The organism is Streptomyces sp. NPDC020917, assembly GCF_044333795.1.
Classification (GTDB): Bacteria; Actinomycetota; Actinomycetes; order Streptomycetales; family Streptomycetaceae; genus Actinacidiphila.
The window spans coordinates 875,905-897,842 of sequence record NZ_JBIRRR010000001.1 but is presented as its reverse complement, the minus strand read 5'-3'; the positions used below and the strand labels follow the sequence as shown (position 1 = coordinate 897,842).

The window sequence follows — 21,938 nt, the reverse complement described above, 5'->3', positions numbered from 1 at the left end:
CCGGTCCGCCGCCGCGGCCGCGGCCGCGGTCAGTCCTTGTCGAAGTGGGGCGACTCGCGGCGCGGTGCCGGCATGGCCGACGGGTTCCCGCCGCTGTTGCCGCCGCCGTTGCCGCCGCCTCCGCCGGACATGCCGGGGATGTTGACGATGCCGCCGAGTCCCTTGAGCGCGTCGTTGAGTTCGCTGGGGATGATCCAGAGCTTGTTGGCGTCGCCCTCGGCGATCTTCGGCAGCATCTGCAGGTACTGGTAGGCGAGCAGCTTCTGGTCGGGGTCGCCGGCGTGGATGGACTCGAAGACCGTGCGGATCGCCTGCGCCTCGCCCTCGGCGCGCAGCGCGGCGGCCTTGGCCTCACCTTCGGCGCGCAGGATCTGGGACTGCTTCTCGCCCTCGGCCGTGAGGATCTGGGACTGGCGGACGCCTTCGGCGGTGAGGATCGCGGCGCGCTTGTCGCGGTCGGCGCGCATCTGCTTCTCCATCGAGTCCTGGATGGAGGTGGGCGGTTCGATGGCCTTGAGCTCGACGCGGTTGACGCGGATGCCCCACTTGCCGGTCGCCTCGTCGAGCACGCCGCGCAGTGCCGCGTTGATCTCCTCGCGGGAGGTGAGGGTGCGCTCCAGGTCCATGCCGCCGATGATGTTGCGCAGCGTGGTGACGGTCAGCTGCTCGATCGCCTGGATGTAGCTGGCGACCTCGTAGGTCGCGGCGCGGGCGTCGGTGACCTGGTAGTAGATGACGGTGTCGATGTTGACCACCAGGTTGTCCTGGGTGATCACCGGCTGCGGCGGGAACGGCACGACCTGCTCGCGCAGGTCGATCCGGTTGCGGATGGTGTCGATGAACGGGACGACGATGTTCAGTCCCGCGCTGAGGGTCCGGGTGTAGCGGCCGAAGCGCTCGACGATCGCGGCGCTGGCCTGCGGGATCACCTGGACCGTCTTGATCAGCGCGATGAAGACGAGCACCACCAGGATGATGAGGACGATGATGATGGGCTGCATAGCCGCTCCCGCGCCGGTTGAGCCGGATCTGTCACGTACGACGACATGATCAATTGTCGCAGACGGTAGGCGCGCTGGGGGCGGGGATCGGCGAATTCCCCACGCCCGGCGCCCTGTTGCCCGCGCTTGGCACCGCTGCTACATGACGACTGCGGTCGCTCCGTCGATCTCCACCACGTCCACGTGCTGTCCCGGGTCGAAGACCCGGCCGCTCTCCAGGGATCGCGCCGACCAGATCTCCCCGGCGAGCTTGATCCGGCCGCTGGCGCCGCCGTCGACGCGTTCCAGCACCACGGCCTGCTTGCCCTTGAGGGCCTCGATCCCGCTGCGCTGCTCGGGGCGCTGGCGGTTGCGGTAGGCCAGCGGCCGTACGAACACCAGCAGGGCCACCGACACCACGACGAAGACGATCACCTGGGCCACGATGCCGCCGCCGAGTCCGGCCGTGACCGCGCCGGCCACCGCGCCGACCGCGAACATGCCGAATTCGGGCATTGCCGTGATCACCAGCGGGATGCCCAGCCCCACCGCGGCTATCAACCACCACACCCATGCGTCCACGCGGTCAATCGTAGGGGCCAACACCCCTGTTCGGGCAGGCCCTTGAGCGTTCCGCGGGTGGGATGAGGGGTTCGGTGCGGTTATGACAGGGGCAGGCCGGCGGCGGTCCAGCGGTCGCCGCGGCTCTCCACGACGAGCGGCAGGCCGAAGCAGATCGAGAGGTTGCGGGAGGTCAGCTCGTCGGCGATCGGGCCGGCGGCCACCACCTTGCCCTGACGGATCATCAGGACGTGGGTGAAGCCGGGCGCGATCTCCTCGACGTGGTGGGTGACCATGATCATGGAGGGGGCGATGGGGTCGCGGGCGAGCCGGCCGAGGCGGCGGACCAGGTCCTCGCGGCCGCCGAGGTCGAGGCCGGCGGCGGGCTCGTCGAGCAGCAGCAGCTCGGGGTCGGACATCATCGCGCGGGCGATCAGGGTGCGCTTGCGCTCGCCCTCGGACAGGGTGCCGAACTTCCGGTCGAGGAACTCGCTCATGCCCAGCCGGTCGAGGAAGGCGCGGGCGCGGTCCTCGTCGACCTTCTCGTAGCCCTCGTGCCAGGTGGCGGTCATGCCGTACGCGGCGGTGAGGACGGTCTCCAGGACGGTCTGGCGGCGCGGCATCTTCTCCGCCATGGCCGCGCCGGCCATGCCGATCCGCGGGCGCAGCTCGAAGACGTCGACGCCGCCGAGCTTGTCGCCGAGGATCTGGACCGTGCCGGTGGTGGGGAACAGGTAGCTGGAGGCGACGTTGAGCAGGGTGGTCTTGCCCGCTCCGTTGGGGCCCAGGATCACCCAGCGCTCCCCCTCGGCCACCGACCACGAGACCTGGTCCACCAGAGCCCGTCCGTCGCGGACCACGGATACGTCCACCAGCTCCAGTACATCGCTCATGAGCGCGTTGTCTCCCATTGCAGTCTCGGCAGTCCGGTGTGCCGGCCTCGGCACGGGCCAGAAGGAACCCCCTGGGAAAACTTACGCCACCGCACACCCGTCCCAGTCCATAGGCTGGGGGCATGCTTGATGAACCTCGCTCAGGACGGCTGACGGCGTGGGGAAATGCCCTGCTTGCCGGACTTGCCGCACCGGATGACGTCGCCGAGCGGATCACGGCGGACGACGCGGTCCACCGGATCTCCGGGCTGCCTGGAGAGCACGCGCCGGTGGGCCTGACGCTGGGCCTGGGCCGGCTGCGGGCGCTGGGCGTGACCGGCCTGCGGCTCGCGCTGCCCGTGGCGGGGCATCCGCTGGGCCTCAGCGGGCCGCCCGAGTTCAACACGCGGGCGATGGCCGCCGGGGAGGCGGTGCTGACCGTCGGCGCGGTATCGCTCGGGCTGGTGCCCGAGGTGCACGAGGCCGGCCCGGCCGGCGATCTGCACGTGGACGTGGAGTGGCAGTGCGTGGCCGTGCGGGACGCCCCGCCGGCCGACGTGCCGTCGCTGGGCGAGGCGGAGCGCGAGCTGGCGGAGGCGCTGCGGGATGCCACCGAGGCGCTGTCGCAGATGGACGTGGCCGGCGCGGGTCCCGCCGCGCAGGCCGCGCTGGAGGCGTACCGGGCGCGGGCCGCGCGCGGCCGCGAGGTTCTCGCCCCCGGCTATCCGCCGCGGGCGGTCCGCGTGCTGGAGCTGGCCCAGCGGGTGGCGGCCCTGGTGGTGATCGCCGGCGACGGCCACGGGGCCGCGGTGAGCGCGTCGCAGATCGCGGCGCGCTCCGATCTGCTGCGCCCGGTGGAGAGGACGGCGCGCCGCGCCCAGGTCGCCGCCTACAACGCGTACGTCGAGGAGATGGACCGCCGCCGGCCGTAGGGCCTCGCAGGGCCCCGGACTGCTCGGGAGGCTCCTACGTGTTGCCGACGCCGTTGCGGACCGCCCACAGCGCGGCCTGGGTGCGGTCGGCGAGGTCGAGCTTCATGAGGATGTTGGAGACGTGCGTCTTCACCGTCTTCTCGGAGAGGACCAGCGCGCGGGCGATCTCCCGGTTGGAGCGGCCGTCCGCGATCAGCGCCAGTACCTCGCGCTCGCGGTCGGTGAGGGTGTTGGCCCGGCCCGTGCCGCCGCCCGCGTTGTCCTGGGCGAGGAGCGCCCCGGCCACCTCGGGCTGCAGCAGCACATGGCCGGCGTGGACCGAGCGGATGGCGTCGGCGAGCGCGACGGGGTCGACGTCCTTGTAGACGTATCCGGCGGCGCCGGCCCGCAGCGCGGGCACCACGGTGCGCTGCTCGGTGAAGCTGGTCACGATCAGCACGCGCGCCTGGTTGCCGGCGTCCCGCAGCAGTTGCAGCGCCGCTATGCCGTCGGTGCCCGGCATCTTCACGTCCATGAGGATCACGTCGGGCCGCAGCTCCTGCGCGCGGGCGACGCCCTCGGCGCCGTCGCCCGCCTCGCCGACGACCTCGATGTCGCCCTGCACCTCGAGGAACGTACGCAGCCCGCGCCGGACCACCTGGTGGTCGTCGACCAGCAGCACGCGGATGACGTTGTCAGCCACCGGGCACCTCCATCTCGATGACGGTGCCCTTGCCGGGCTCCGATTCCACAGTCAGCCGGCCGCCGACTCCGTCGGCCCGGTCCCGCATCGACACCAGGCCCAGGTGCCGTCCGGCCCGCCGCACGGCCGTGGGGTCGAAGCCCCGGCCGTCGTCGCGGATCCGCAGCAGGGCGCCCTTGCCGCGCCCTTCGAGCGTCACGCTGACGGTGCCGGCGTCGGCGTGCCGCAGGGCGTTGTGCAGCGCCTCCTGGGCGACCCGCAGCAGCGCCTCCTCCTGCGAGGAGGGCAGCGCCCGCACCTGGATGGCGTGGAAGGTGACGCCCGCGGTGTGCACCCGGTCCAGCACGTCGGCCTGGGTCCGCAGGGTGGCGACCAGGCCGTCGTCGTCCAGCGCGGCGGGCCGCAGCTCGACCACGACCGCGCGCAGCTCGTCGGCGGCCTCCGCGGCGAGCGCGGCGACCTGCCGGATCTCCTCCTTGGCGCGGCCCGGGTTCCCGTCGACCAGGGCGGCCGCGGCCTGCGCGGTCAGCCGCAGCGAGAACAGCTTCTGGGAGACCGCGTCGTGCAGCTCGTGCGCGATGCGGGCGCGCTCCCCGGCGAGCGTCAGCTCCCGGCTGCGCTCGTGCAGCCGGGCGTTGGTCAGCGCGATGGCGGCGTGGTCGGCGAGGATCCGCAGCAGGTCCTCGTCGGCCTGGGTGAAGCCGCAGCCGCCCTCGGTCGTGGGCGCGCACTGCTTGTTGGCCAGGAAGACGGCGCCGAGGATCTCGTCGCCGTCGACGATGGGCATGCCGATGAAGTCCGTCATCACCGGGTGGGCGCGGGGCCAGCCGGCGAAGCTGTCGAAGTCGCGGACGTCCGCCAGGCGCTGCGGGGTGCCCTCGTGGAGCATGGCCGCCAGTACGCCGTGCTGCCGGGGCAGCGGGCCGATGGCCTTCCACTGCGCGTCGCTGACGCCGTCCACCACGAACTGGGCGAAGCCGCCGTGGTCGTCGGGCACGCCGAGGGCGGCGTACTCGGCGCCGAGCAGCTCGCGGGCGGAGGCGACAATGGTCTGCAGGACCTCGCGCACCTCCAGCGTGCGGTTCATCGCCAGGACAGCGGCGCTGACCGCTTCGATTCCGCCTCTCGGCGCCCGGGTGGACATGCCTCCACCGTACCTGCGGCGGGTGACAGCCCGTATGCGCCGCCGGACGGACCGTCCTCGGCCGTCGGTCCTAGTCCCAAGTGCCCCGGCCGCCTGCGACGGGCGGCCGAGGCGGCGCGCCGCCCGGCGTTCCTACGGTGAAGCCAGGTCGTCCGGCGGTGGTGCCGGGCGCGAGCTGAGGCCCGGCCGTCAGGCCGTGACTGGGAGGCGGATCATGCCGGTAGCGATCATCACGGGGGCGTCGCGGGGACTGGGGCGGGCCCTGGCCGAAGGGCTGGCGGGCCGGGGCTGGGACCTCGTACTGGACGGGCGGAACGCGGACGTGCTGCGGGCGGCCGCCGCCGACCTGGAGCGCGGGGCGCCGCCACCGGTCCGCGTCGAGGCGCGGCCGGGGGACGTCACGGATCCCGCGCACCGGGCGGAGCTGGTCGCGGCCGCCGAGGCGCTCGGCGGGGTGGACCTGCTGGTGAACAACGCCAGCGCGCTCGGCGCGGAGCCTCTGGTGCCGCTCGCCGAGCTGTCCGATGAGGGCCTGCGCGGCGCGCTGGAGACCAATGTGACGGCTCCGCTGGCGCTGGTGCGGGCGGTGCTGCCGGCCCTGCGCGCGGCCGGCGGGGCGGTGGTCAACGTCAGCTCGGACGCCGCGGTGGAGGCGTACCCCACGTGGGGCGGGTACGGGGCCAGCAAGGCGGCTCTGGAGCAGCTGTCGGCGGTACTGGCCGAGGAGGAGCCGGACGTCCGGGTCTGGTGGGTCGACCCGGGTGACCTGCGGACCGGGCTGTACGCGGCGGCGGTTCCCGACGACCCGGACTTCGAGGCGCGCACGCTGCCGGAGCAGGTCGTGCCGGCGTTCCTCCGGCTGCTGGACGAGAAGGCCGCGAGCGGCCGCTACACGGCCTCCGCACTGCTGGAGGGGCGATGACCACGGCGATCACCTGCGTGACGTGCGACGAGGAGGCCGACCGGGTGGACGCGTCGGGCCTGGGCGGGCTGACCGTGCCGCCCGAGCTGCTGGCGCGGGTGCCGGCGCCGCGGCGGGACGCGGTGCGGCTGCTCGTCGGCCGCCGGGGCGCCGGCACGGCGACGCACCACGGCTTCCGTGAGCTGCCGCGGCTGCTGCGGGCCGGCGACGTGCTGGTGGTGAACACCTCGCGGACCCTGCCGGCGGCGGTGGACGGCCGGCTGCGGGACGGCGGTGACGCGCGGGCCGGGGACGCGGCGGACGGGGACGGGCCCGGCGAGGACGTGGTGGTGCACTTCTCCACCCGCCGGGACGACGGCCGCTGGGTGGTGGAGGTGCGCACCCCGGACGGCCGGGGGTCCACCGTGCGCCGGGCCGGCGGCCCGGCCGGGGCGGTGGTCCGGCTGCGCGGCGGCGCGCGGCTGCGGCTGGTGACCCCGCTCGACGCCTCTGGCGACCGGCTGTGGGTGGCAGAACCCAGTACGCCCGATATGCACCACTATCTCCACAGGTTCGGGCGGCCCATCCGCTACACGTACACCGAGCGGGACCAGCCGCTGTCGGCCTACCAGACGGTGTTCTCCACGACCTCGCCGGACGGCGCGGGCTCCGCGGAGATGCCGAGCGCGGGGCGCCCCTTCACCTCCTCGCTGGTGACGGAGCTGGTCAGCAGGGGCGTGCAGGTCGCGCCGATCGTGCTGCACACCGGGGTGGCGTCCGCCGAGGCGCACGAGCCGCCGTACGCGGAGCCGTACGCCGTGCCGGCGAGCACCGCGTGGCAGGTCAACGCGGCCCGGGCGGCCGGCGGCCGGGTGGTGGCGGTGGGCACCACGGCGGTGCGCGCCCTGGAGTCGGCGGCCGACCCGCGCGGCGTGGTGCACCCGGCGCACGGGTGGACCGAGCTGGTGGTCACCCCGGAGCGCGGGGTAAGGGTGGTGGACGGGCTGCTGACCGGGCTCCACGAACCGGAGGCCTCGCACCTGCTGATGCTGCGCGCGATCTGCGGGGACGACCTGCTGCAACGCGTCTACGCCGAGGCCCTGCGGGAGCGGTACCTGTGGCACGAGTTCGGGGACGTCAACCTGCTGCTCCCCTAAGGGTTTCGACACCTTCGGGCGATGTGCCCAGTATGCCCGATTTGGTCTACTATCCCATTCTCAAAAGCTTCTGAATAAGCGTCACATAAGGCACCCCCCTCGTCACCATGCGCGACGCGGGGGGTGTCGCCGTGTGACGTCACCTATAGGACGTGGGTCACATACTAAGCGGCTTAGTGGAATAGCGACGCATGCCGTCACGGCGATAACAGGGAAAATCACGTCCCCATTCCCCTGCTGTCTACGATTTCGGGTCGTAGGAATGCTCGTTGACCCCCGTTTTGCGAACATCTAAAAATTCTCGGGTCCCGACCCGGAAGAGGTAACCCGAGATGCAGCTCCCGACGATCCCGAAGATCGGCCAACTGTCCAAGAAGCACAAGATCACGGCGGCCGGTGCCGCCGCCGCGACCGCTGTCGTTCTGACGGTGACCGGTCTCCAGGCGACCAGCGGGGGCTCCGCTGCCGCTGTGGGCGATCCGACCGGCTACCAGGTCTCCACCGGTGACCAGGCCACGACGCCCGCCCCCAAGACCGACCCGAAGACCGACTCGGCCGCCCAGAAGGCGCTGGCCGACAAGGCCGCCGCGCAGAAGAAGGCCGACGCCGACGCCGCCGCGAAGAAGGCCGCCGACGAGGCCGCGGCGAAGAAGGCGGCCTCCGCTGCCGCCGCCAAGAAGGCCGCCGCCGAGAAGGCCGCTGCCAGGAAGGCCGCCGTCCAGGCCGCCGCGAAGAAGGCCGCGCAGCAGGCCGCGGTCAAGCGTGCCGCCGAGAAGGCCGTCGCCAACCGCTCCCAGCAGCGCACCATCCTCAAGGCCGTCCCGGTGGCCGCGACCACGCCCGCCCCGAAGACCTACACCAACAACCTCGACGGCTGGATCCGCCACTCGCTCGACGTGATGGCCGCCAAGGGCATCCCGGGCAGCTACAACGGCATCTACCGCAACATCATCCGCGAGTCGAGCGGCAACCCGAGCGCCATCAACCTGTGGGACTCCAACGCGGCCAAGGGCATTCCGTCCAAGGGCCTGCTGCAGGTGATCGACCCGACGTTCCAGACGTACCACGTCTCCGGCACCTCGTGGAACATCTACGACCCGGTCGCGAACATCACCGCCGCGTGCAACTACGCGTACCACCGCTACGGCACCATCGACAACGTGTTCTCGGCCTACTGACAGGCGCTGAATTCACGGCACGTGAAAGGGCGGAGGGACGTCGACGTCCCCCCGCCCTTCACGTATTCCGCGGCGCGCGTTCCGGCGGTCGCGCGGCACGCGACCGCCTACGGCGGTGCGTACCGGGCTACTTGCGCATGACCTCGGGCTCGTGCCGGCGCAGCAGCCGCGCGACGACGAAGGCGCACAGCACGCCGATCAGCAGCAGGACGCCGACGTCCAGCGTCCAGGTGCCGGCCGTGTGCTTCCACAGCGGGTCGACCGACTGGTGCGTGGGATCCCACGGCAGCAGGACGTTGAGGTTCGCGGTGGCACCCGCGCCGGCGACCGCCCAGCGGGCCGGCATCAGCCACGACAGCTGCTCCACCCCGGGCTTGCCGAACAGCTGGAAGAGCACGCCGGTGAAGACGATCTGCACGATGGCGAACATGACCAGCAGCGGCATGGTCTTCTCCGAGGTCTTCACCAGCGAGGAGATGATCAGGCCGACCATCATCGAGGTGAAGCCGAACGTCATGATCACCAGCGCCATCTCGATGCCCGGGTGGGACGTGAGGACCACGCCCTCCGCGGGCATCTTGCGCGGCGCGAAGCCGATGCCGCAGATGATGGCGCCCTGCAGGGCCGTGATCAGGCCCAGCACTATGATCTTGGACATCAGGTACGCGGAGCGGGACAGGCCGACCGCGCGTTCGCGCTCGTAGATCACCCGTTCCTTGATCAGCTCGCGGACCGAGTTGGCCGCGCCCGCGAAGCAGGCGCCCACCGCGAGGATCATCAGGATGGTGCCCGCGTCCTTGTTCTGGAGGTGGGCGCGCACCGGGCCGGGGCCGAGACCGCTGTCGGCCGGGATCAGCACGCTGACCACGCCCAGCACCGCCGGCAGGATCACCATCAGCCCGATGAAGCCCTTGTCGGAGATGATCACCGACAGGTAGCGGCGGACCAGGGTCCACAGCTGCGAGCCCCAGCTCTGCGCCTTGACCGGCCGGGCCGCCTGCTGCGGGATGTAGTGCGCCTGCTGCGGGGCGGCCGAGTCCAGCTCTGCCGCATACGTCTGGTAGTGCTGCGAGCCACGCCAGCGGCCCGACCAGTCGTAGTCGCGGTAGTTCTCGAACGCCGAGAAGACGTCGGCCCAGGTCTCGTAGCCGAAGAACGCCAGCGCCTCGTCCGGCGGGCCGAAGTAGGCCACCGAGCCGCCGGGCGCCATCACCAGCAGCTTGTCGCACAGCGCCAGTTCGGCCACCGAGTGGGTGACGACCAGGACGGTCCTGCCGTCGTCGGCCAGGCCGCGCAGCAGCTTCATCACGTCGCGGTCCATGCCCGGGTCGAGGCCGGAGGTCGGCTCGTCCAGGAAGATCAGCGACGGCTTGGTGAGCAGCTCCAGCGCCACCGAGACGCGCTTGCGCTGGCCGCCGGACAGCGAGGTGATCCGCTTGTCGGCGTGGATGTCGAGCTTGAGCTCGCGCAGCACCTCGTTGATCCGGGCCTCACGCTCGGCGGGCGCGGTGTCGCCGGGGAAGCGGAGCTTGGCGGCGTACCGCAGCGCGGTCCTGACCTGCAGCTCCTTGTGCAGGATGTCGTCCTGCGGGACCAGGCCGATGCGCTGCCGCAGCTCGGCGAACTGCTTGTACAGGTTCCGGTTGTCGTAGAGCACCTCGCCCTGGTCGGCCGGCCGGTAGCCGGTCAGCGCGCGCAGCAGCGTGGACTTGCCGGAGCCGGACGGGCCGATGACGCCGATCAGCGACTTCTCCGGCACGCCGAAGGAGACGTCCTTGAGGATCGTCTTGGTCGTCTTGCCGTGCGGCACCGTCACCGACAGGCGGCGGGCCGAGAAGGAGACGTCACCGGTGTCGACGAACTCCTCGAGCCGGTCACCGACCAGCCGGAACGTGGAGTGGCCGACGCCGACGATGTCGTTGGGGCCCAGCAGGTGGCGCTGGATCGCCTGGCCGTTGACGTACGTGCCGTTGTGGCTGCCGAGGTCGACGATCTCGTAGCGACCGTCGGGGTGCGCGCGGAACTCGGCGTGGTAGCGGGAGACCTGCAGGTCGGAGACGACCAGCTCGTTCTCCAGGGCACGGCCGATCTTCATCACGCGGCCCAGGGCGAGCTGGTGGAAGGTCGTCGGGCTGCGGTCGCCGTAGCCCGGGGCGCCGCCGGCCGGCCGCTGCGGGGCCTGCTGCTGCGCGGGCTGCTGCATCGGCTGCTGCGGCGGGACGTGGGGCATGCCCGGCTGGGCCTGCGGCGGCTGCGCCCCGCCCCACGCGGGCTGCTGCTGCGGCGGGACCTGCGCCGGCGGCGCACCCCAGCCGCCTGCCGCAGGCTGCTGCGGCGCCTGGGCCGGCGGCGCGGCGTACGCCTGCGGCTGCTGGGCCTGGGCGGGCGCGTAGGCCGGCTGCTGCGCGGGCGGGTACGCGGCCTGCTGCGGGTACTGCTGCTGCGGTGCCTGGGCCGGCGGCGCGGCCGCCGCGGCCTGCGCCGCGGAGAACTGGAGCCGCGGTCCGTCCGTGGCATTGCCGAGGTGGACGGCGGTGCCCGGTCCGACCTCGGTCTGCTGGATCCGCTGTCCCTGCACGAAGGTGCCGTTGGTGCTGCCGAGGTCCTCGATGACCCAACTGCGTTCACCACGGCGGATGGTGGCGTGCCGCCACGACACCCGCGCGTCCTCGAGGACGAGGTCGCCCTGCGGATCGCGCCCCAGGCTGTACGACCGTGACGCGTCGAGCGTCCAGGTCTTTCCGTTCAATTCGAGTACGAGTTCAGGCACCCCAAGCCCCATTGGTTGTCCCCCGAGTAGTCCCCCATGAGGGGAGTCTAGGGATAGCGAACATCGGGAGGAACTATTGCAGGCCCCGGTCTCGTAACAGAAAGCGCCCTCATGTGCGGGTTCCGTGGCGGCTCCACGACGCCGGCGTCACAGCGGCGGGAGTACCGACGCCCGCCGGGCGCACGGGAATTGACCGCCGACGCTCCCCATGCCGCCCCGCACGTCGCCCCCGGGCCGGGGAACGGCCCGCCGCGGCCGCCGCGACCTGCGGTGTCCGGCACGCGGGACGGGTGGCCGCCGAGGGCCGCGGGCCGGTTAACGTGGGGGGACCATGGACATGGACGACGCCTCGCAGAGCCGGCCCCCCCGCCCCGGTGACGAGCCCGGAGCCGTACCGCCGGCCGACGTTCCCACCCTTCTGGTCAAGATCTTCGGCAAGGACCGGCCCGGGATCACCGCCGGGCTGTTCGACACCCTCGCCGCGTACGGCGTGGACGTCGTCGACATCGAGCAGGTCGTCACCCGGGGCAGGATCGTGCTCTGCGCCCTGGTGACCGCGCCGGCCCGTGGCGCGGAGGGCGATCTGCGGGCCACCGTGCACGGCTGGGCGGAGAGCATGCGGCTGCAGGCCGAGATCATCTCCGGCATCGGCGACAACCGCCCGCGCGGCGAGGGCCGTTCCCATGTGACGGTGCTCGGCCAGCCGCTCACCGCGGAGTCGACGGCGGCCATAGCGGCTTTGATCACCGGCGCAGGCGGCAACATCGACCGGATCTTCCGGCTCGCCAAGTACCCGGTGACCGCGGTGGAGTTCGCGGTGTCGGGCGCGGAGCCTGCGGTGCTGCGCTCCGCCCTGGCCCCGCAGGCCGCGGCCCGCGGCGTGGACGTGGCGGTCGTGCCGGCCGGGCTGCAGCGCAGGGCGCAGCGGCTGGTCGTGATGGATGTCGACTCCACCGTGATCCAGGACGAGGTCATCGAGCTGTTCGCCGCCCATGCCGGCTGCGAGGCCGAGGTCGCCGGGGTGACGGCGGCGGCGATGCGCGGCGAGCTGGACTTCGAGCAGTCGCTGCACGCCCGGGTCGCCCTGCTGGCCGGGCTGGACGCCTCGGTGGTGGACAAGGTCCGCACCGAGGTACGGCTGACGCCCGGGGCCCGCACCCTGATCCGCACCCTCAAGCGGCTCGGCTACCAGGTCGGCGTCGTCTCCGGCGGCTTCACCCAGGTGACGGACGACCTCAAGGAGCGGCTGGGGCTGGACTTCGCCGCCGCCAACACCCTGGAGGTGGTGGACGGGCGGCTGACCGGGCGGGTGACCGGGCCGATCGTGGACCGGGCGGGCAAGGCCCGGCTGCTGCGCGAGTTCGCCGCGCAGGCGGGGGTGCCGCTGAGCCAGACGGTCGCGGTCGGCGACGGCGCGAACGACCTGGACATGCTGAACGCCGCCGGGCTCGGGGTGGCCTTCAACGCCAAGCCGCTGGTCCGCCAGGCGGCGGACACCGCGGTGAACGTGCCCTTCCTGGACACCGTCCTCTACCTGCTGGGGATCACCCGCGAGGAGGTCGAGGCGGCCGACGCGCTGGACGGCGTGCCGACCACCCCCTGACCCCGGGCCGGCCACCGCCGTCCGGCGGCCGCTCCCGGCCGGGCCTCAGGATTCGTGCGGCGCCCAGAACGCGGTGAGCTTGCCGACGCCGTGCTCGACGGACTTCCACGAGCCGTCGAAGGTGATCACGGCGAAGGCCGCCGTGGGGAAGCCCCGGGTCATCCGGGCGAGCGTGTCGCCCTCGGCGGAGCCGGCCAGAGCGTCGGCCAGCGCGTGCATCCCAGGGTTGTGGCCGACCAGCAGCAGCGAGGACACGTCGTCGGGGGTCTCGCCGAGCAGCGCGAGCAGATCGCCGAGCGACGCGTCGTACAGCCGCTCCTCGTAGACCGTCTTGGGCCGGTGGGGCAGCTCGTGGGCGACGAGTTTCCAGGTCTCCCGGGTGCGGGCGGCGGTGGAGCACAGGGCGAGGTCGGGGCTGATGCCGTCGTCGGCGAAACGCCGGCCGGCGGAGGGCGCGTCCAGCCGGCCGCGGTCGGCCAGCGGTCGCTCGTGGTCGGGGACCTGTGGCCAGTCGGCCTTGGCGTGCCGGAGCAGGATGACGGTGCGGGGTGAATCGACGGTCATGCCCTTCAGCTTTCCAGAAAACCGGCGGTCAGGCGCGAGATGGCCGAAGGGCTGTGGACAACGGTCACAGCAGGTGGTGGACGAGGCCGCCGAGCACGGCCGCGATCCGGCCGAGGGTGTCGGCGCCGTGCGCCGCGCCGGAGGCGTCCGCGGACGCGGGACCGGAGGCGAGCAGCCCCAGCAGGGCGGCGAAGGCCACCGCGGGCAGCGCCACGGCCCACCACGGCAGCCGGGTCTGGACGCCGGTCTGCCGCTCGGGGTGTTCCGCGGCCGGCCGCTGCCGGGTGTACAGGTGCGGGGACTGCGTGGTCACGGTGACCGCCTCTGTGGGGGACCTCGAAGTGCCGTATCTCTGAGTGCACTTCGACGTTACGGGCGCGGTGCGTCCGGTCCCATCCGGTCGTCCACCTACTTGACCCTGACCCTGACCCCCTAGGGAAGGTGGGGTTGTCCCCACCCCCTCCTCGGGGTCGGGCACCGCGAGGGCGGCGGGGTCCGGCGGCGGGCGCGGCGATCTGGCGGGGCGTCAGCCCATCCGCGCGGCGATGGTGGCGACCACCGCGACGATGGCGGGCACGCCCATCATCAGGCCGAAGATGATGAGCAGGCGCCGCTGCGGCTGCGGGGGGTTCGGTTCGAGTACGGGCATGCGCTCAGTGTCGCACCGGTGACCCGGCGCCCCGCACCCGGGTCACAGTTCGTCCTCGATGTGCCGGTTCCGCCCGGCCAGTACACCGCACGCCACCTGCGGCACCACGAGCGCGATCATCAGCGCGATGGGCACCCCCCAACCGCCGCTGGCCTGGTTGAGCGTGCCGACCAGGATCGGTCCGGGAATGGAGAGCAGGTAGCCGGTGCTCTGCGCGAACGCCGACAGCCGGACCACGCCGCCGCCGGTCCGCGACCGCATCCCGATCATCGTCAGCACCAGCGGGAACGCGCAGTTGGCGACGCCGAGCAGCAGCGCCCACACGAAGGGGGCGGCGGCCGGGGCGGCCCACAGCCCGGCGAACCCGGCCACCTGGAACACGCCGAGCACCACGACGATGGGGCCCTGCGAGCGCATCCGGGCGGCGAGCGGCGGCAGCACGAAGGACAGCGGCACGCCCATCACCATGGTGACGGCGAGCAGCAGGCCGGCCTCGCCCGCCGAGATCCCGGCGTCCCGGAAGATCTGCGGCATCCAGCCCATGGTCACGTAGGCGGCGGTGCCCTGGAGTCCGAAGAAGCAGGCGAGCATCCAGGCGGTGCGGCTGCGGACGATGCTGCCGTGCTCGCCGCCGGCCTGCGCGGCCGCGGCCGGTCCGGCCTGCCCCGGGGCCGCCTGCTCGCGGCCGGCGGCTTCGGTGCTGCCGGCCTTGACGAAGGTGACGCGGCGGGGCGGCGCCGCGGCGCGGTCGCGGGCCAGCGGCACCCAGGGGATGATCGCGGCCACCGAGAGGAGCGCCCAGACGCCCAGGCCCAGGCGCCAGCTGCCGCCCATGGCGTCGGTCAGCGGCACGGTCGCGGCGGCGGCCACGGCGGTGCCCAGGGACAGGGCCATGGAGTAGACGCCGGTGACGGTGCCGACCCGGTCGGGGAAGTAGCGCTTGACGATCACCGGCATCAGCACGTTGGAGACGGCGATGCCGGCCAGGGCCAGGGCGCTGGCGGCCAGGAAGGCGGGGGTGCCGCCGGCGAGCGGGCGCAGCAGCAGGCCGCCGGTGATCGCGACCATGCCGGCGAGCACCACGGTGCCGGGGCCGTAGCGGCGGGCGAGCCGCGGGGCGGCGAAGCCGAAGAGGGCGAAGCAGGCCGCGGGCACGGAGGTGAGCAGCCCGGCCATCGTGCCGCTCATGCCGAGGCCGTCGCGGACCTCCTTCAGCAGCGCGCCGAGGCTGGTGATGGCCGGCCGCAGGTTGACGGCCGCCAGGATCAGGCCGACGACGACGAGGCGCCGCACCCAGGGCGCCGGCCCGGCCGCGCTGAGGGCCCCGGCGTCCGGGGAGCTCGGGGCGCCCCCGACGGGGGCAGCGGAAGTGCCCAGGTCAGGGGCGGATGTGGTGGTCGCCGGCGGAGCGGATCCCGGATCGAGGGTGAGGGCTTCGTCGTCACGCATGGACCCATCATAGAATGATGGGATGAATCTCGAACCACTGCCCCGGCCCGCGGCCCTCGCCGACCAGGTGATCGCGCGCCTGCGCGCCGAGATCACCTCGGGCACCTGGCCGATCGGCACCCGCATCCCCACCGAGCCCGAGCTGGTCGAGCGGCTCGGCGTGGCCCGCAACACCGTGCGCGAGGCGGTCCGGGCGCTGGCGCACAACGGCCTGCTGGACATCCGGCAGGGGTCGGGCACTTATGTGGTGGCGACCAGCGAGCTCGCCGGGGTGATGCAGCGGCGGTTCGCGGACGCCGAGCCGCTGCACATCGCGGAACTGCGCGGCGCGCTGGAGGCGACGGCCGCCTCACTGGCCGCGCAGCGCCGCACCGAGGCGGACCTCCAGCAACTGGACACCCTGCTGGAGCGGCGGGAGCACGCCTGGGAGTCCGGCGACGCCGAGACGTTCGTCCAGGCGGACGCGACCCTGCACCTGGCGGTGGTGGCCGCCTCGCACAACAGCGTGCTCACCGCCCTGTACGCGGACCTGGGCGAGGTGCTGCGCGACTACCTGCGGGCCGACGTCGGTACCGACCTGCTGCCGGAGGACCACCTCGACCACGCCCGCCTGGTCGCCGCGATCCACGCGGGCGACGCCGACGGAGCCGCCACCGAGGCGCGCGAGCACGCCTTCCACTGCCGCTTCGGCAGCTTCAGTAACGCGTAAGGGGCGCCCCACCGGGTGGGACGCCCCTTACCGCGGTGCGGGCGGGTGGGCGGTCAGGCGCCGACCGCGTGCAGGCCGCCGTCCACGTGCACGATCTCGCCGGTGGTCTTGGGGAACCAGTCCGAGAGCAGGGCGACCACGCCGCGGCCGGCCGGCTCGGGGTCGGCCAGGTCCCACTCCAGCGGGGAGCGGTGGTTCCACACGTCGGCCAGCTCGGTGAAGCCCGGGATGGACTTGGCGGCCATCGAGCCGATCGGGCCGGCCGAGACCAGGTTGCAGCGGATGTTCTGCTTGCCCAGGTCGCGGGCCAGGTAGCGGGAGGTGGCCTCGAGCGCGGCCTTGGCCGGACCCATCCAGTCGTACTGCGGCCAGGCGAACTGCGCGTCGAAGGTCAGGCCGACGACGGAGCCGCCGCTCCCGCCGGTGGCGTCGGGCGTCGTCATCAGCGGCAGGCACGCCATGGTCAGGGACTTCAGCGAGTACGCCGAGACGTGCATCGCGGTGGCCACCGACTCGAACGGCGTGTTCAGGAAGTTGCCGCCGAGCGCGTCCTGGGGGGCGAACCCGATGGAGTGCACCACGCCGTCCAGGCCGCCCAGCTCCTCGCGGACGATGTCGCCGAGGCGGTCCAGGTGCTCGGTGTTGGTGACGTCGAGTTCGACGACCTTGACCGACTTGGGCAGCTTCCTTGCGATGCGCTCGGTCAGGGTGGGCCGCGGGAAGGCGGTCAGGATGATCTCGGCACCCTGCTCCTGGGCCAGCTTGGCGGTGTGGAAGGCGATGGAGGACTCCATCAGCACGCCCGTGATCAGGACGCGCTTGCCGTCGAGGATTCCGCTCATGGTGATCAGTGACCCATGCCCAATCCGCCGTCAACGGGGATGACGGCACCAGTGATGTACGAAGCGTCGTCGGAGGCGAGGAAGCGCACGGTGGCGGCGATCTCCTCCGGCCGCGCGTAGCGGCCGAGCGGCACCTGGGCCACGATGCCCGCGCGCTGCTCTTCGGAGAGGACACGGGTCATGTCGGTGTCCACGAAACCGGGGGCGACGACGTTGAAAGTGATGTTGCGCGAGCCCAGTTCGCGGGCGAGGGAGCGGGCGAAGCCCACCAGGCCGGCCTTGGAGGCGGCGTAGTTGGCCTGGCCGGCGGAGCCGAGCAGCCCGACCACCGACGAGATCAGCACGACGCGGCCCTTCTTGGCCCGCAGCATGCCGCGGTTGGCGCGCTTGACGACCCGGAAGGTGCCGGTGAGGTTGGTCTCCAGGACGGACGTGAAGTCCTCCTCGGACATCCGCAGCAGCAGCTGGTCGCGGGTGATCCCGGCGTTGGCCACGAGCACCTCGACGGTGCCGTGCGCCGCTTCGATCTCCTTGTACGCCTGCTCGACCTGCTCGGCGTCGGTGATGTCGCAGCGCACGGCCAGGACGCCGCGCGTGACGAGTTCGGCCGGGGGCTCGCCTGACCGGTAGGTGATGGCGACCTTGTCGCCCCCGTCGGCGAATGCCTGGGCGATGGCGAGGCCGATGCCCCGGTTTCCTCCGGTGACCAGAACCGAGCGGCTCAACGGTTCACCCTCCCTCTAGACGTCTGGACGATAGGAAAACTATCGGTCCCGACACCTTTACGGGGAATCGGCCTCGACAGGCTGACCCTGCGGGTCCCTGTGGGTTTCCTACAGCCGGCGCCTCACTCCCCGGCGCGCGCCGCGGCCCGGCGGCGGCTCCAGAACAGCAGCCCGAGGGCGCCGGCGGCCAGCACCGCGCTGCCCGACAGCGCGGTCTCGAGGGTCGCGCCGGCCGAGCGGCTGTCGGCGACGTCGCTGGTCGCGATCGTCTCGGTGCCGCCGTGGCCGTGGTGGCTCACGGTGGACCTCGACTCGCCCGCCAGGATCTGCGCCTCGGTGGGCGCCTGGGGGGCGGCGGCCTGCGCGGCAGCACCGGACTGGCCGAAGACCACATCCGCGCAGCCGTAGAACGCCTCCGGGCTGTCGTTGCGCTGCCACACCTGGTAGATCAGCTGGCGGCCGGTCCTGGCGGGCAGGTCGGCGGTGAACGTGTAGGAGCCGCTGGGCGCCGAGGCGACGGTGTCGTACACCGCGATCGGGGTGTCGTCCAGGTCGGACCACTTCAGCGGCTGCGTCGGGTCGTAGCCCTGCTTGGTGATGTAGAGCGTCATGGTGCCGCGGTGCGGGGCGGTGACGCGGAAGCTGACGCTGGTCTGGCCCGCGGTCACGGGCGTGGCCGGCCAGTCGGTCCTGGCCCAGTCCAGCGCGCGGTACTTGTCGCGGTTGGCCGAGCACAGGTGGCCGTCGGGGATGATCTGCCGGCTCTGGCCGTTGGCGTCGGCGATGTTGACCTCGTTCCAGTCGTACAGCGGCTGGGTGCCGCTGTCGGCCACGAGGTCCTTGCAGACCTGCGACTGAGGGTGCTCGGGGCCTTCGGCGTAGCAGGCGGCGATCCTGCTCACCGGGGAGCTGAGCGCGCCGTGGGCGCTCGCCGAGCCGGGCGTGAGGCCGGTGACGGCCAGTGCCGCTGCGGCGACGGCGCCGAACGCGGCGGTGGTGCGACGTGCGGACATGTGGGGGGCTCCTTGTCGTGCGGGAGGTGGTGCTCTGCGGACAAGAGAGGGCGGCGAACCGAGCATAGAGATTGGTCTGGACCAAGCTCAAGAGGTGATGCCTCATCAAGGGCCGCTGTCCGGCCGCGTGTCGGGGCCGCGGCCCGCCGTACCGGGGCTCCGCGGGTTGTCCACAGGGCAACCGGAATCCTCGCGCCTGCGCAGGCCGGAACATGATTCACTGCGAGGACGCAGAGCGAAGGGGAGCCCGTCGTGCCTCATGAGGTCGATCAGTCATTCCTGGCGTTGCCGCTTCAGGCACTCGCCGATGCCGCGCTCGCCCGCGCTCGCGCGCTGGGCGCCGACCACGCGGACTTCCGGCTGGAGCGCGTGCGCAGCGCGGACTGGCGGCTGCGGGACGGGCGCCTGGCCGGGAGTGCGGACACCACCGACCTCGGCTTCGCGGTGCGTGTGGTGCACGGCGGCGCGTGGGGCTTCGCCTCCGGCGTGGACCTGACGATGGACGCCGCGGCCAAGGTCGCCGCTCAGGCGGTGGCCATGGCCAAGCTCAGCGCCCGGGTGATCGCCGCCGCCGGGTCGCAGGAGCGGGTGGAGCTGGCCGAGGAGCCGGTGCACACCGACCGCACCTGGATCTCCTCCTACGAGATCAACCCGTTCGAGGTGCCGGACGCGGACAAGACCGCGCTGCTGGCCGAGTGGAGCGGCCGGCTGCTCGCCGCGGAGGGTGTCTCGCACGCGGACGCCTCGCTGCTCACCGTCCAGGAGAACAAGTTCTACGCCGACACCGCCGGCACCACGACCACCCAGCAGCGGGTCCGCCTGCACCCCACGCTCACCGCGGTCGCCGTCGACCCCTCGTCCGGCGAGTTCGACTCGATGCGCACCCTGGCCCCGCCGGTGGGCCGCGGCTGGGAGTACCTGACCGGCACCGGCTGGGACTGGGACGCCGAACTGGCCGAGATCCCCGAGCTGCTGGCCGAGAAGATGCGCGCGCCCTCGGTGGAGGCGGGCTCCTACGACCTGGTCGTCGACCCGTCCAACCTGTGGCTGACCATCCACGAGTCGATCGGCCACGCCACCGAGCTGGACCGCGCGCTGGGCTACGAGGCGGCCTACGCCGGCACCTCGTTCGCGACGTTCGACCAGCTGGGCACGCTGAAGTACGGCTCCCCGCTGATGAACGTCACCGGCGACCGCACCGCTGAACACGGCCTGTCCACCATCGGGTTCGACGACGAGGGCGTGGCCGCCCAGTCCTGGGACCTGGTCAAGGACGGCGTGCTGGTCGGCTACCAGCTGGACCGGCGGATCGCCCGGCTGACCGGCTTCGAGCGGTCCAACGGCTGCGCGTTCGCCGACTCCCCCGGCCACGTCCCGGTGCAGCGGATGGCGAACGTCTCCCTCCGGCCCGACCCGTCGGGGCCGACCACCGAGGGCCTGATCTCCGGTGTGGAGCGCGGCCTGTACGTGGTCGGCGACCGCTCCTGGTCGATCGACATGCAGCGCTACAACTTCCAGTTCACCGGCCAGCGGGCGTACCTGATCCGCGACGGCCGCCTCGCGGGCCAGGTCAAGGACTTCGCCTACCAGGCGACCACCACCGACTTCTGGGGCTCCATGGAGGCCGTCGGCGGCCCGCAGACCTACGTCCTGGGCGGCGCCTTCAACTGCGGCAAGGCCCAGCCCGGGCAGGTCGCGGCCGTCAGCCACGGCTGCCCCTCGGCCCTGTTCCGGGGCGTCAGCATTCTCAACACCACGCAGGAGGCGGGACGATGACGAGCCGGACGAAGCCGCACGAGATCGTCGAGCGGGCCCTGGAGCTCTCCCGTGCGGACGGCTGCGTGGTCCTGGCCGAGGAGCAGTCCAGCGCGAACCTGCGCTGGGCGGGCAACGCCCTGACCACCAACGCCGTGACCCGCGGCCGCACCCTCACCGTGATCGCCACCGTCGACGGCGCCGAGGGCACCGCCTCCGGTGTGGTGACCCGCAGCGCGGTGACCGCCGGCGACCTGGAGCCGCTGGTCCGCGCGGCCGAGGCGGCGGCCCGCGACGCAGGCCCGGCCGAGGACGCCCAGCCGCTGGTGAGCGGCGTGCCGCAGTCGGCGTCGTTCACCGAGGCGCCCGCCGAGACCTCGTCCGAGGTGTTCGGCGCGTTCGCGCCCGCGCTGGGCGAGGCGTTCGCCACCGCCCGGGCCGGCGGCCGCGAGCTGTACGGCTTCGCCTACCACGCGGTGACGTCCACCTACCTCGGCACCTCCGCCGGGCTGCGGCTGCGCCACGACCAGCCGACCGGGACCCTGGAGCTGAACGCCAAGTCCACCGACCGCACCCGGTCCGCCTGGGCGGGCGCGTCCACCCGGGACTTCACCGACGTCGACCCGCTGACCATGGACGCCAACCTGGCCCGGCAGCTGGGCTGGGCGGAGCGCCGGGTGGAGCTGCCGGCCGGCCGCTACGAGACGCTGCTGCCGCCGACCGCGGTGGCGGACCTGCTGATCTACCAGCTGTGGTCGGCCGGAGCGCGGGACGCGGCGGAGGGCCGCACCGTGTTCAGCAAGCCCGGCGGCGGCACCCGGATCGGCGAGAAGCTCGCGCCGCTGCCGCTGAACCTGCGCAGCAACCCGGCCGAACCCGGCCTGGAGTGCGCGCCGTTCGTGATCGCGCACGCCTCCGGCGACGACTCCTCGGTGTTCGACAACGGCCTGCCCGTCGGCCCGGTGGACTGGATCCGCGAGGGCACGCTGCAGCAGCTGATCACCAGCCGGTACACCTCGGGCCTGACCGGCGTGCCGGTCGCCCCGGCGGGCGACAACCTGATCCTGGACGGCGGCGGCGAGCGGTCGCTGGCGGAGATGGTCACCGACACCGAGCGCGGCCTGCTGCTGACCTGCCTGTGGTACATCCGCGAGGTCGATCCGGCGACGCTGCTGCTCACCGGCCTGACCCGGGACGGCGTCTACCTGGTGGAGAACGGCGAGGTGACCGGTGCGGTGAACAACTTCCGGTTCAACGAGTCGCCGGTGGACGTGCTGGGCCGGGCGGTGGAGGCCGGCCGTACCGAGCGGACGCTGCCGCGCGAATGGAGCGACTGGTTCACCCGGGCCGCGGCCCCCGCGCTGCGCGTCCCGGACTTCAACATGAGTTCGGTCAGCAAGGGCGTCTGACCGCCGGGGCCCGCGGGCCCCGGAACCTGGGGGTGGGGAGAGG

At 72.7% G+C, this 21,938-nt stretch carries 21 protein-coding genes; 8 read left to right on the top strand and 13 right to left on the bottom strand.

Features of this window, described 5'->3' with window-relative positions; all coding sequences use genetic code 11:
- Window positions 1–29: 29 nt before the first annotated feature.
- The 3 genes from ACH4TG_RS03870 to ACH4TG_RS03860 form a co-directional block, all read right to left on the bottom strand.
- Window positions 30–1,001 carry an SPFH domain-containing protein gene (locus ACH4TG_RS03870; RefSeq protein WP_398240412.1) on the bottom strand — a complete coding sequence of 324 codons (972 nt, stop codon included), beginning with the start codon at window positions 999–1,001 and terminating at the stop codon, window positions 30–32.
- Window positions 1,002–1,139: 138 nt separating this feature from the next.
- Window positions 1,140–1,571, bottom strand: a complete 432-nt coding sequence (locus ACH4TG_RS03865) for an NfeD family protein (RefSeq protein ID WP_398240500.1) — start codon at window positions 1,569–1,571, stop codon at window positions 1,140–1,142.
- A 71-nt stretch (window positions 1,572–1,642) separates the two neighbouring features.
- Complete coding sequence (locus ACH4TG_RS03860; RefSeq protein ID WP_398240410.1) at window positions 1,643–2,434, bottom strand: ABC transporter ATP-binding protein; 792 nt, start codon at window positions 2,432–2,434, stop codon at window positions 1,643–1,645.
- Window positions 2,435–2,556: 122 nt separating this feature from the next.
- Here ACH4TG_RS03860 and ACH4TG_RS03855 point away from each other — a divergent pair, with 122 nt between their 5' ends.
- The gene (locus ACH4TG_RS03855; protein WP_398240408.1) at window positions 2,557–3,345 is read left to right on the top strand and encodes a hypothetical protein; all 789 of its coding nucleotides are present in this window, start codon (window positions 2,557–2,559) and stop codon (window positions 3,343–3,345) included.
- 34 nt (window positions 3,346–3,379) lie between these two features.
- Here ACH4TG_RS03855 and ACH4TG_RS03850 read toward each other — a convergent pair whose 3' ends face one another.
- Both ACH4TG_RS03850 and ACH4TG_RS03845 read right to left on the bottom strand, forming a co-directional pair.
- A complete protein-coding gene (locus ACH4TG_RS03850; RefSeq protein ID WP_398240406.1) occupies window positions 3,380–4,027 on the bottom strand; it encodes a response regulator in 648 nt (215 codons plus the stop codon).
- Window positions 4,020–5,171, bottom strand: a complete 1,152-nt coding sequence (locus ACH4TG_RS03845; RefSeq protein WP_398240404.1) for a GAF domain-containing sensor histidine kinase — start codon at window positions 5,169–5,171, stop codon at window positions 4,020–4,022. The genes ACH4TG_RS03850 and ACH4TG_RS03845 overlap by 8 nt, the downstream gene beginning before the upstream one ends.
- A gap of 214 nt (window positions 5,172–5,385) precedes the next feature.
- Between ACH4TG_RS03845 and ACH4TG_RS03840 the strand changes: the two genes are divergently transcribed.
- From ACH4TG_RS03840 to ACH4TG_RS03830, 3 genes are all read left to right on the top strand, one after another.
- Window positions 5,386–6,093, top strand: a complete 708-nt coding sequence (locus ACH4TG_RS03840) for an SDR family NAD(P)-dependent oxidoreductase (protein ID WP_398240403.1) — start codon at window positions 5,386–5,388, stop codon at window positions 6,091–6,093.
- Entirely contained in the window at window positions 6,090–7,229 is a 1,140-nt protein-coding gene (locus ACH4TG_RS03835) for an S-adenosylmethionine:tRNA ribosyltransferase-isomerase (RefSeq protein ID WP_398240401.1), read from the top strand. Before ACH4TG_RS03840 ends, ACH4TG_RS03835 begins: the two co-directional genes overlap by 4 nt.
- Window positions 7,230–7,561: 332 nt before the next feature.
- Entirely contained in the window at window positions 7,562–8,407 is an 846-nt protein-coding gene (locus tag ACH4TG_RS03830; RefSeq protein ID WP_398240399.1) for a transglycosylase SLT domain-containing protein, read from the top strand.
- 127 nt (window positions 8,408–8,534) lie between these two features.
- Here the strand turns inward: ACH4TG_RS03830 and ACH4TG_RS03825 are convergent, their stop codons facing one another.
- Window positions 8,535–11,189 carry an FHA domain-containing protein gene (locus ACH4TG_RS03825; protein WP_398240397.1) on the bottom strand — a complete coding sequence of 885 codons (2,655 nt, stop codon included), beginning with the start codon at window positions 11,187–11,189 and terminating at the stop codon, window positions 8,535–8,537.
- A gap of 325 nt (window positions 11,190–11,514) precedes the next feature.
- Between ACH4TG_RS03825 and serB the strand changes: the two genes are divergently transcribed.
- Window positions 11,515–12,780: a phosphoserine phosphatase SerB gene (gene serB / locus ACH4TG_RS03820; RefSeq protein ID WP_398240499.1), complete on the top strand. Its 1,266-nt coding sequence runs from the start codon at window positions 11,515–11,517 to the stop codon at window positions 12,778–12,780.
- 45 nt (window positions 12,781–12,825) lie between these two features.
- On the opposite strand, the gene ACH4TG_RS03815 is transcribed toward serB, so the two are convergent.
- From ACH4TG_RS03815 to ACH4TG_RS03800, 4 genes are all read right to left on the bottom strand, one after another.
- Window positions 12,826–13,344 (bottom strand): SixA phosphatase family protein, encoded by a 519-nt coding sequence (locus tag ACH4TG_RS03815; RefSeq protein ID WP_398240395.1) that lies wholly within the window; start codon window positions 13,342–13,344, stop codon window positions 12,826–12,828.
- Between the two features lie 64 nt (window positions 13,345–13,408).
- Window positions 13,409–13,657: a hypothetical protein gene (locus ACH4TG_RS03810; protein ID WP_398240394.1), complete on the bottom strand. Its 249-nt coding sequence runs from the start codon at window positions 13,655–13,657 to the stop codon at window positions 13,409–13,411.
- Window positions 13,658–13,870: 213 nt separating this feature from the next.
- Window positions 13,871–13,993, bottom strand: coding sequence for an SGM_5486 family transporter-associated protein (locus ACH4TG_RS03805; RefSeq protein WP_262413603.1), 123 nt, complete (start codon window positions 13,991–13,993; stop codon window positions 13,871–13,873).
- A gap of 42 nt (window positions 13,994–14,035) precedes the next feature.
- Complete coding sequence (locus ACH4TG_RS03800; protein WP_398240392.1) at window positions 14,036–15,442, bottom strand: CynX/NimT family MFS transporter; 1,407 nt, start codon at window positions 15,440–15,442, stop codon at window positions 14,036–14,038.
- A 22-nt stretch (window positions 15,443–15,464) separates the two neighbouring features.
- Between ACH4TG_RS03800 and ACH4TG_RS03795 the strand changes: the two genes are divergently transcribed.
- Window positions 15,465–16,151: a FadR/GntR family transcriptional regulator gene (locus ACH4TG_RS03795; RefSeq protein WP_398240391.1), complete on the top strand. Its 687-nt coding sequence runs from the start codon at window positions 15,465–15,467 to the stop codon at window positions 16,149–16,151.
- Between the two features lie 53 nt (window positions 16,152–16,204).
- Here the strand turns inward: ACH4TG_RS03795 and fabI are convergent, their stop codons facing one another.
- From fabI to ACH4TG_RS03780, 3 genes are all read right to left on the bottom strand, one after another.
- On the bottom strand, window positions 16,205–16,993 hold the full coding sequence (gene fabI, locus ACH4TG_RS03790) for an enoyl-ACP reductase FabI (RefSeq protein ID WP_398240389.1): 789 nt from the start codon (window positions 16,991–16,993) through the stop codon (window positions 16,205–16,207).
- A 5-nt stretch (window positions 16,994–16,998) separates the two neighbouring features.
- Window positions 16,999–17,718 carry a 3-oxoacyl-[acyl-carrier-protein] reductase gene (gene fabG, locus ACH4TG_RS03785; RefSeq protein WP_398240387.1) on the bottom strand — a complete coding sequence of 240 codons (720 nt, stop codon included), beginning with the start codon at window positions 17,716–17,718 and terminating at the stop codon, window positions 16,999–17,001.
- Window positions 17,719–17,840: 122 nt separating this feature from the next.
- Entirely contained in the window at window positions 17,841–18,731 is an 891-nt protein-coding gene (locus tag ACH4TG_RS03780) for a lytic polysaccharide monooxygenase (protein ID WP_398240385.1), read from the bottom strand.
- 252 nt (window positions 18,732–18,983) lie between these two features.
- On the opposite strand from ACH4TG_RS03780, the gene ACH4TG_RS03775 reads away from it, so the two are divergent.
- Together ACH4TG_RS03775 and ACH4TG_RS03770 are read left to right on the top strand one after the other, a co-directional pair.
- Entirely contained in the window at window positions 18,984–20,507 is a 1,524-nt protein-coding gene (locus ACH4TG_RS03775; protein ID WP_398240383.1) for a TldD/PmbA family protein, read from the top strand.
- Window positions 20,504–21,895 (top strand): metallopeptidase TldD-related protein, encoded by a 1,392-nt coding sequence (locus ACH4TG_RS03770; protein ID WP_398240381.1) that lies wholly within the window; start codon window positions 20,504–20,506, stop codon window positions 21,893–21,895. Before ACH4TG_RS03775 ends, ACH4TG_RS03770 begins: the two co-directional genes overlap by 4 nt.
- Window positions 21,896–21,938: the final 43 nt, after the last annotated feature.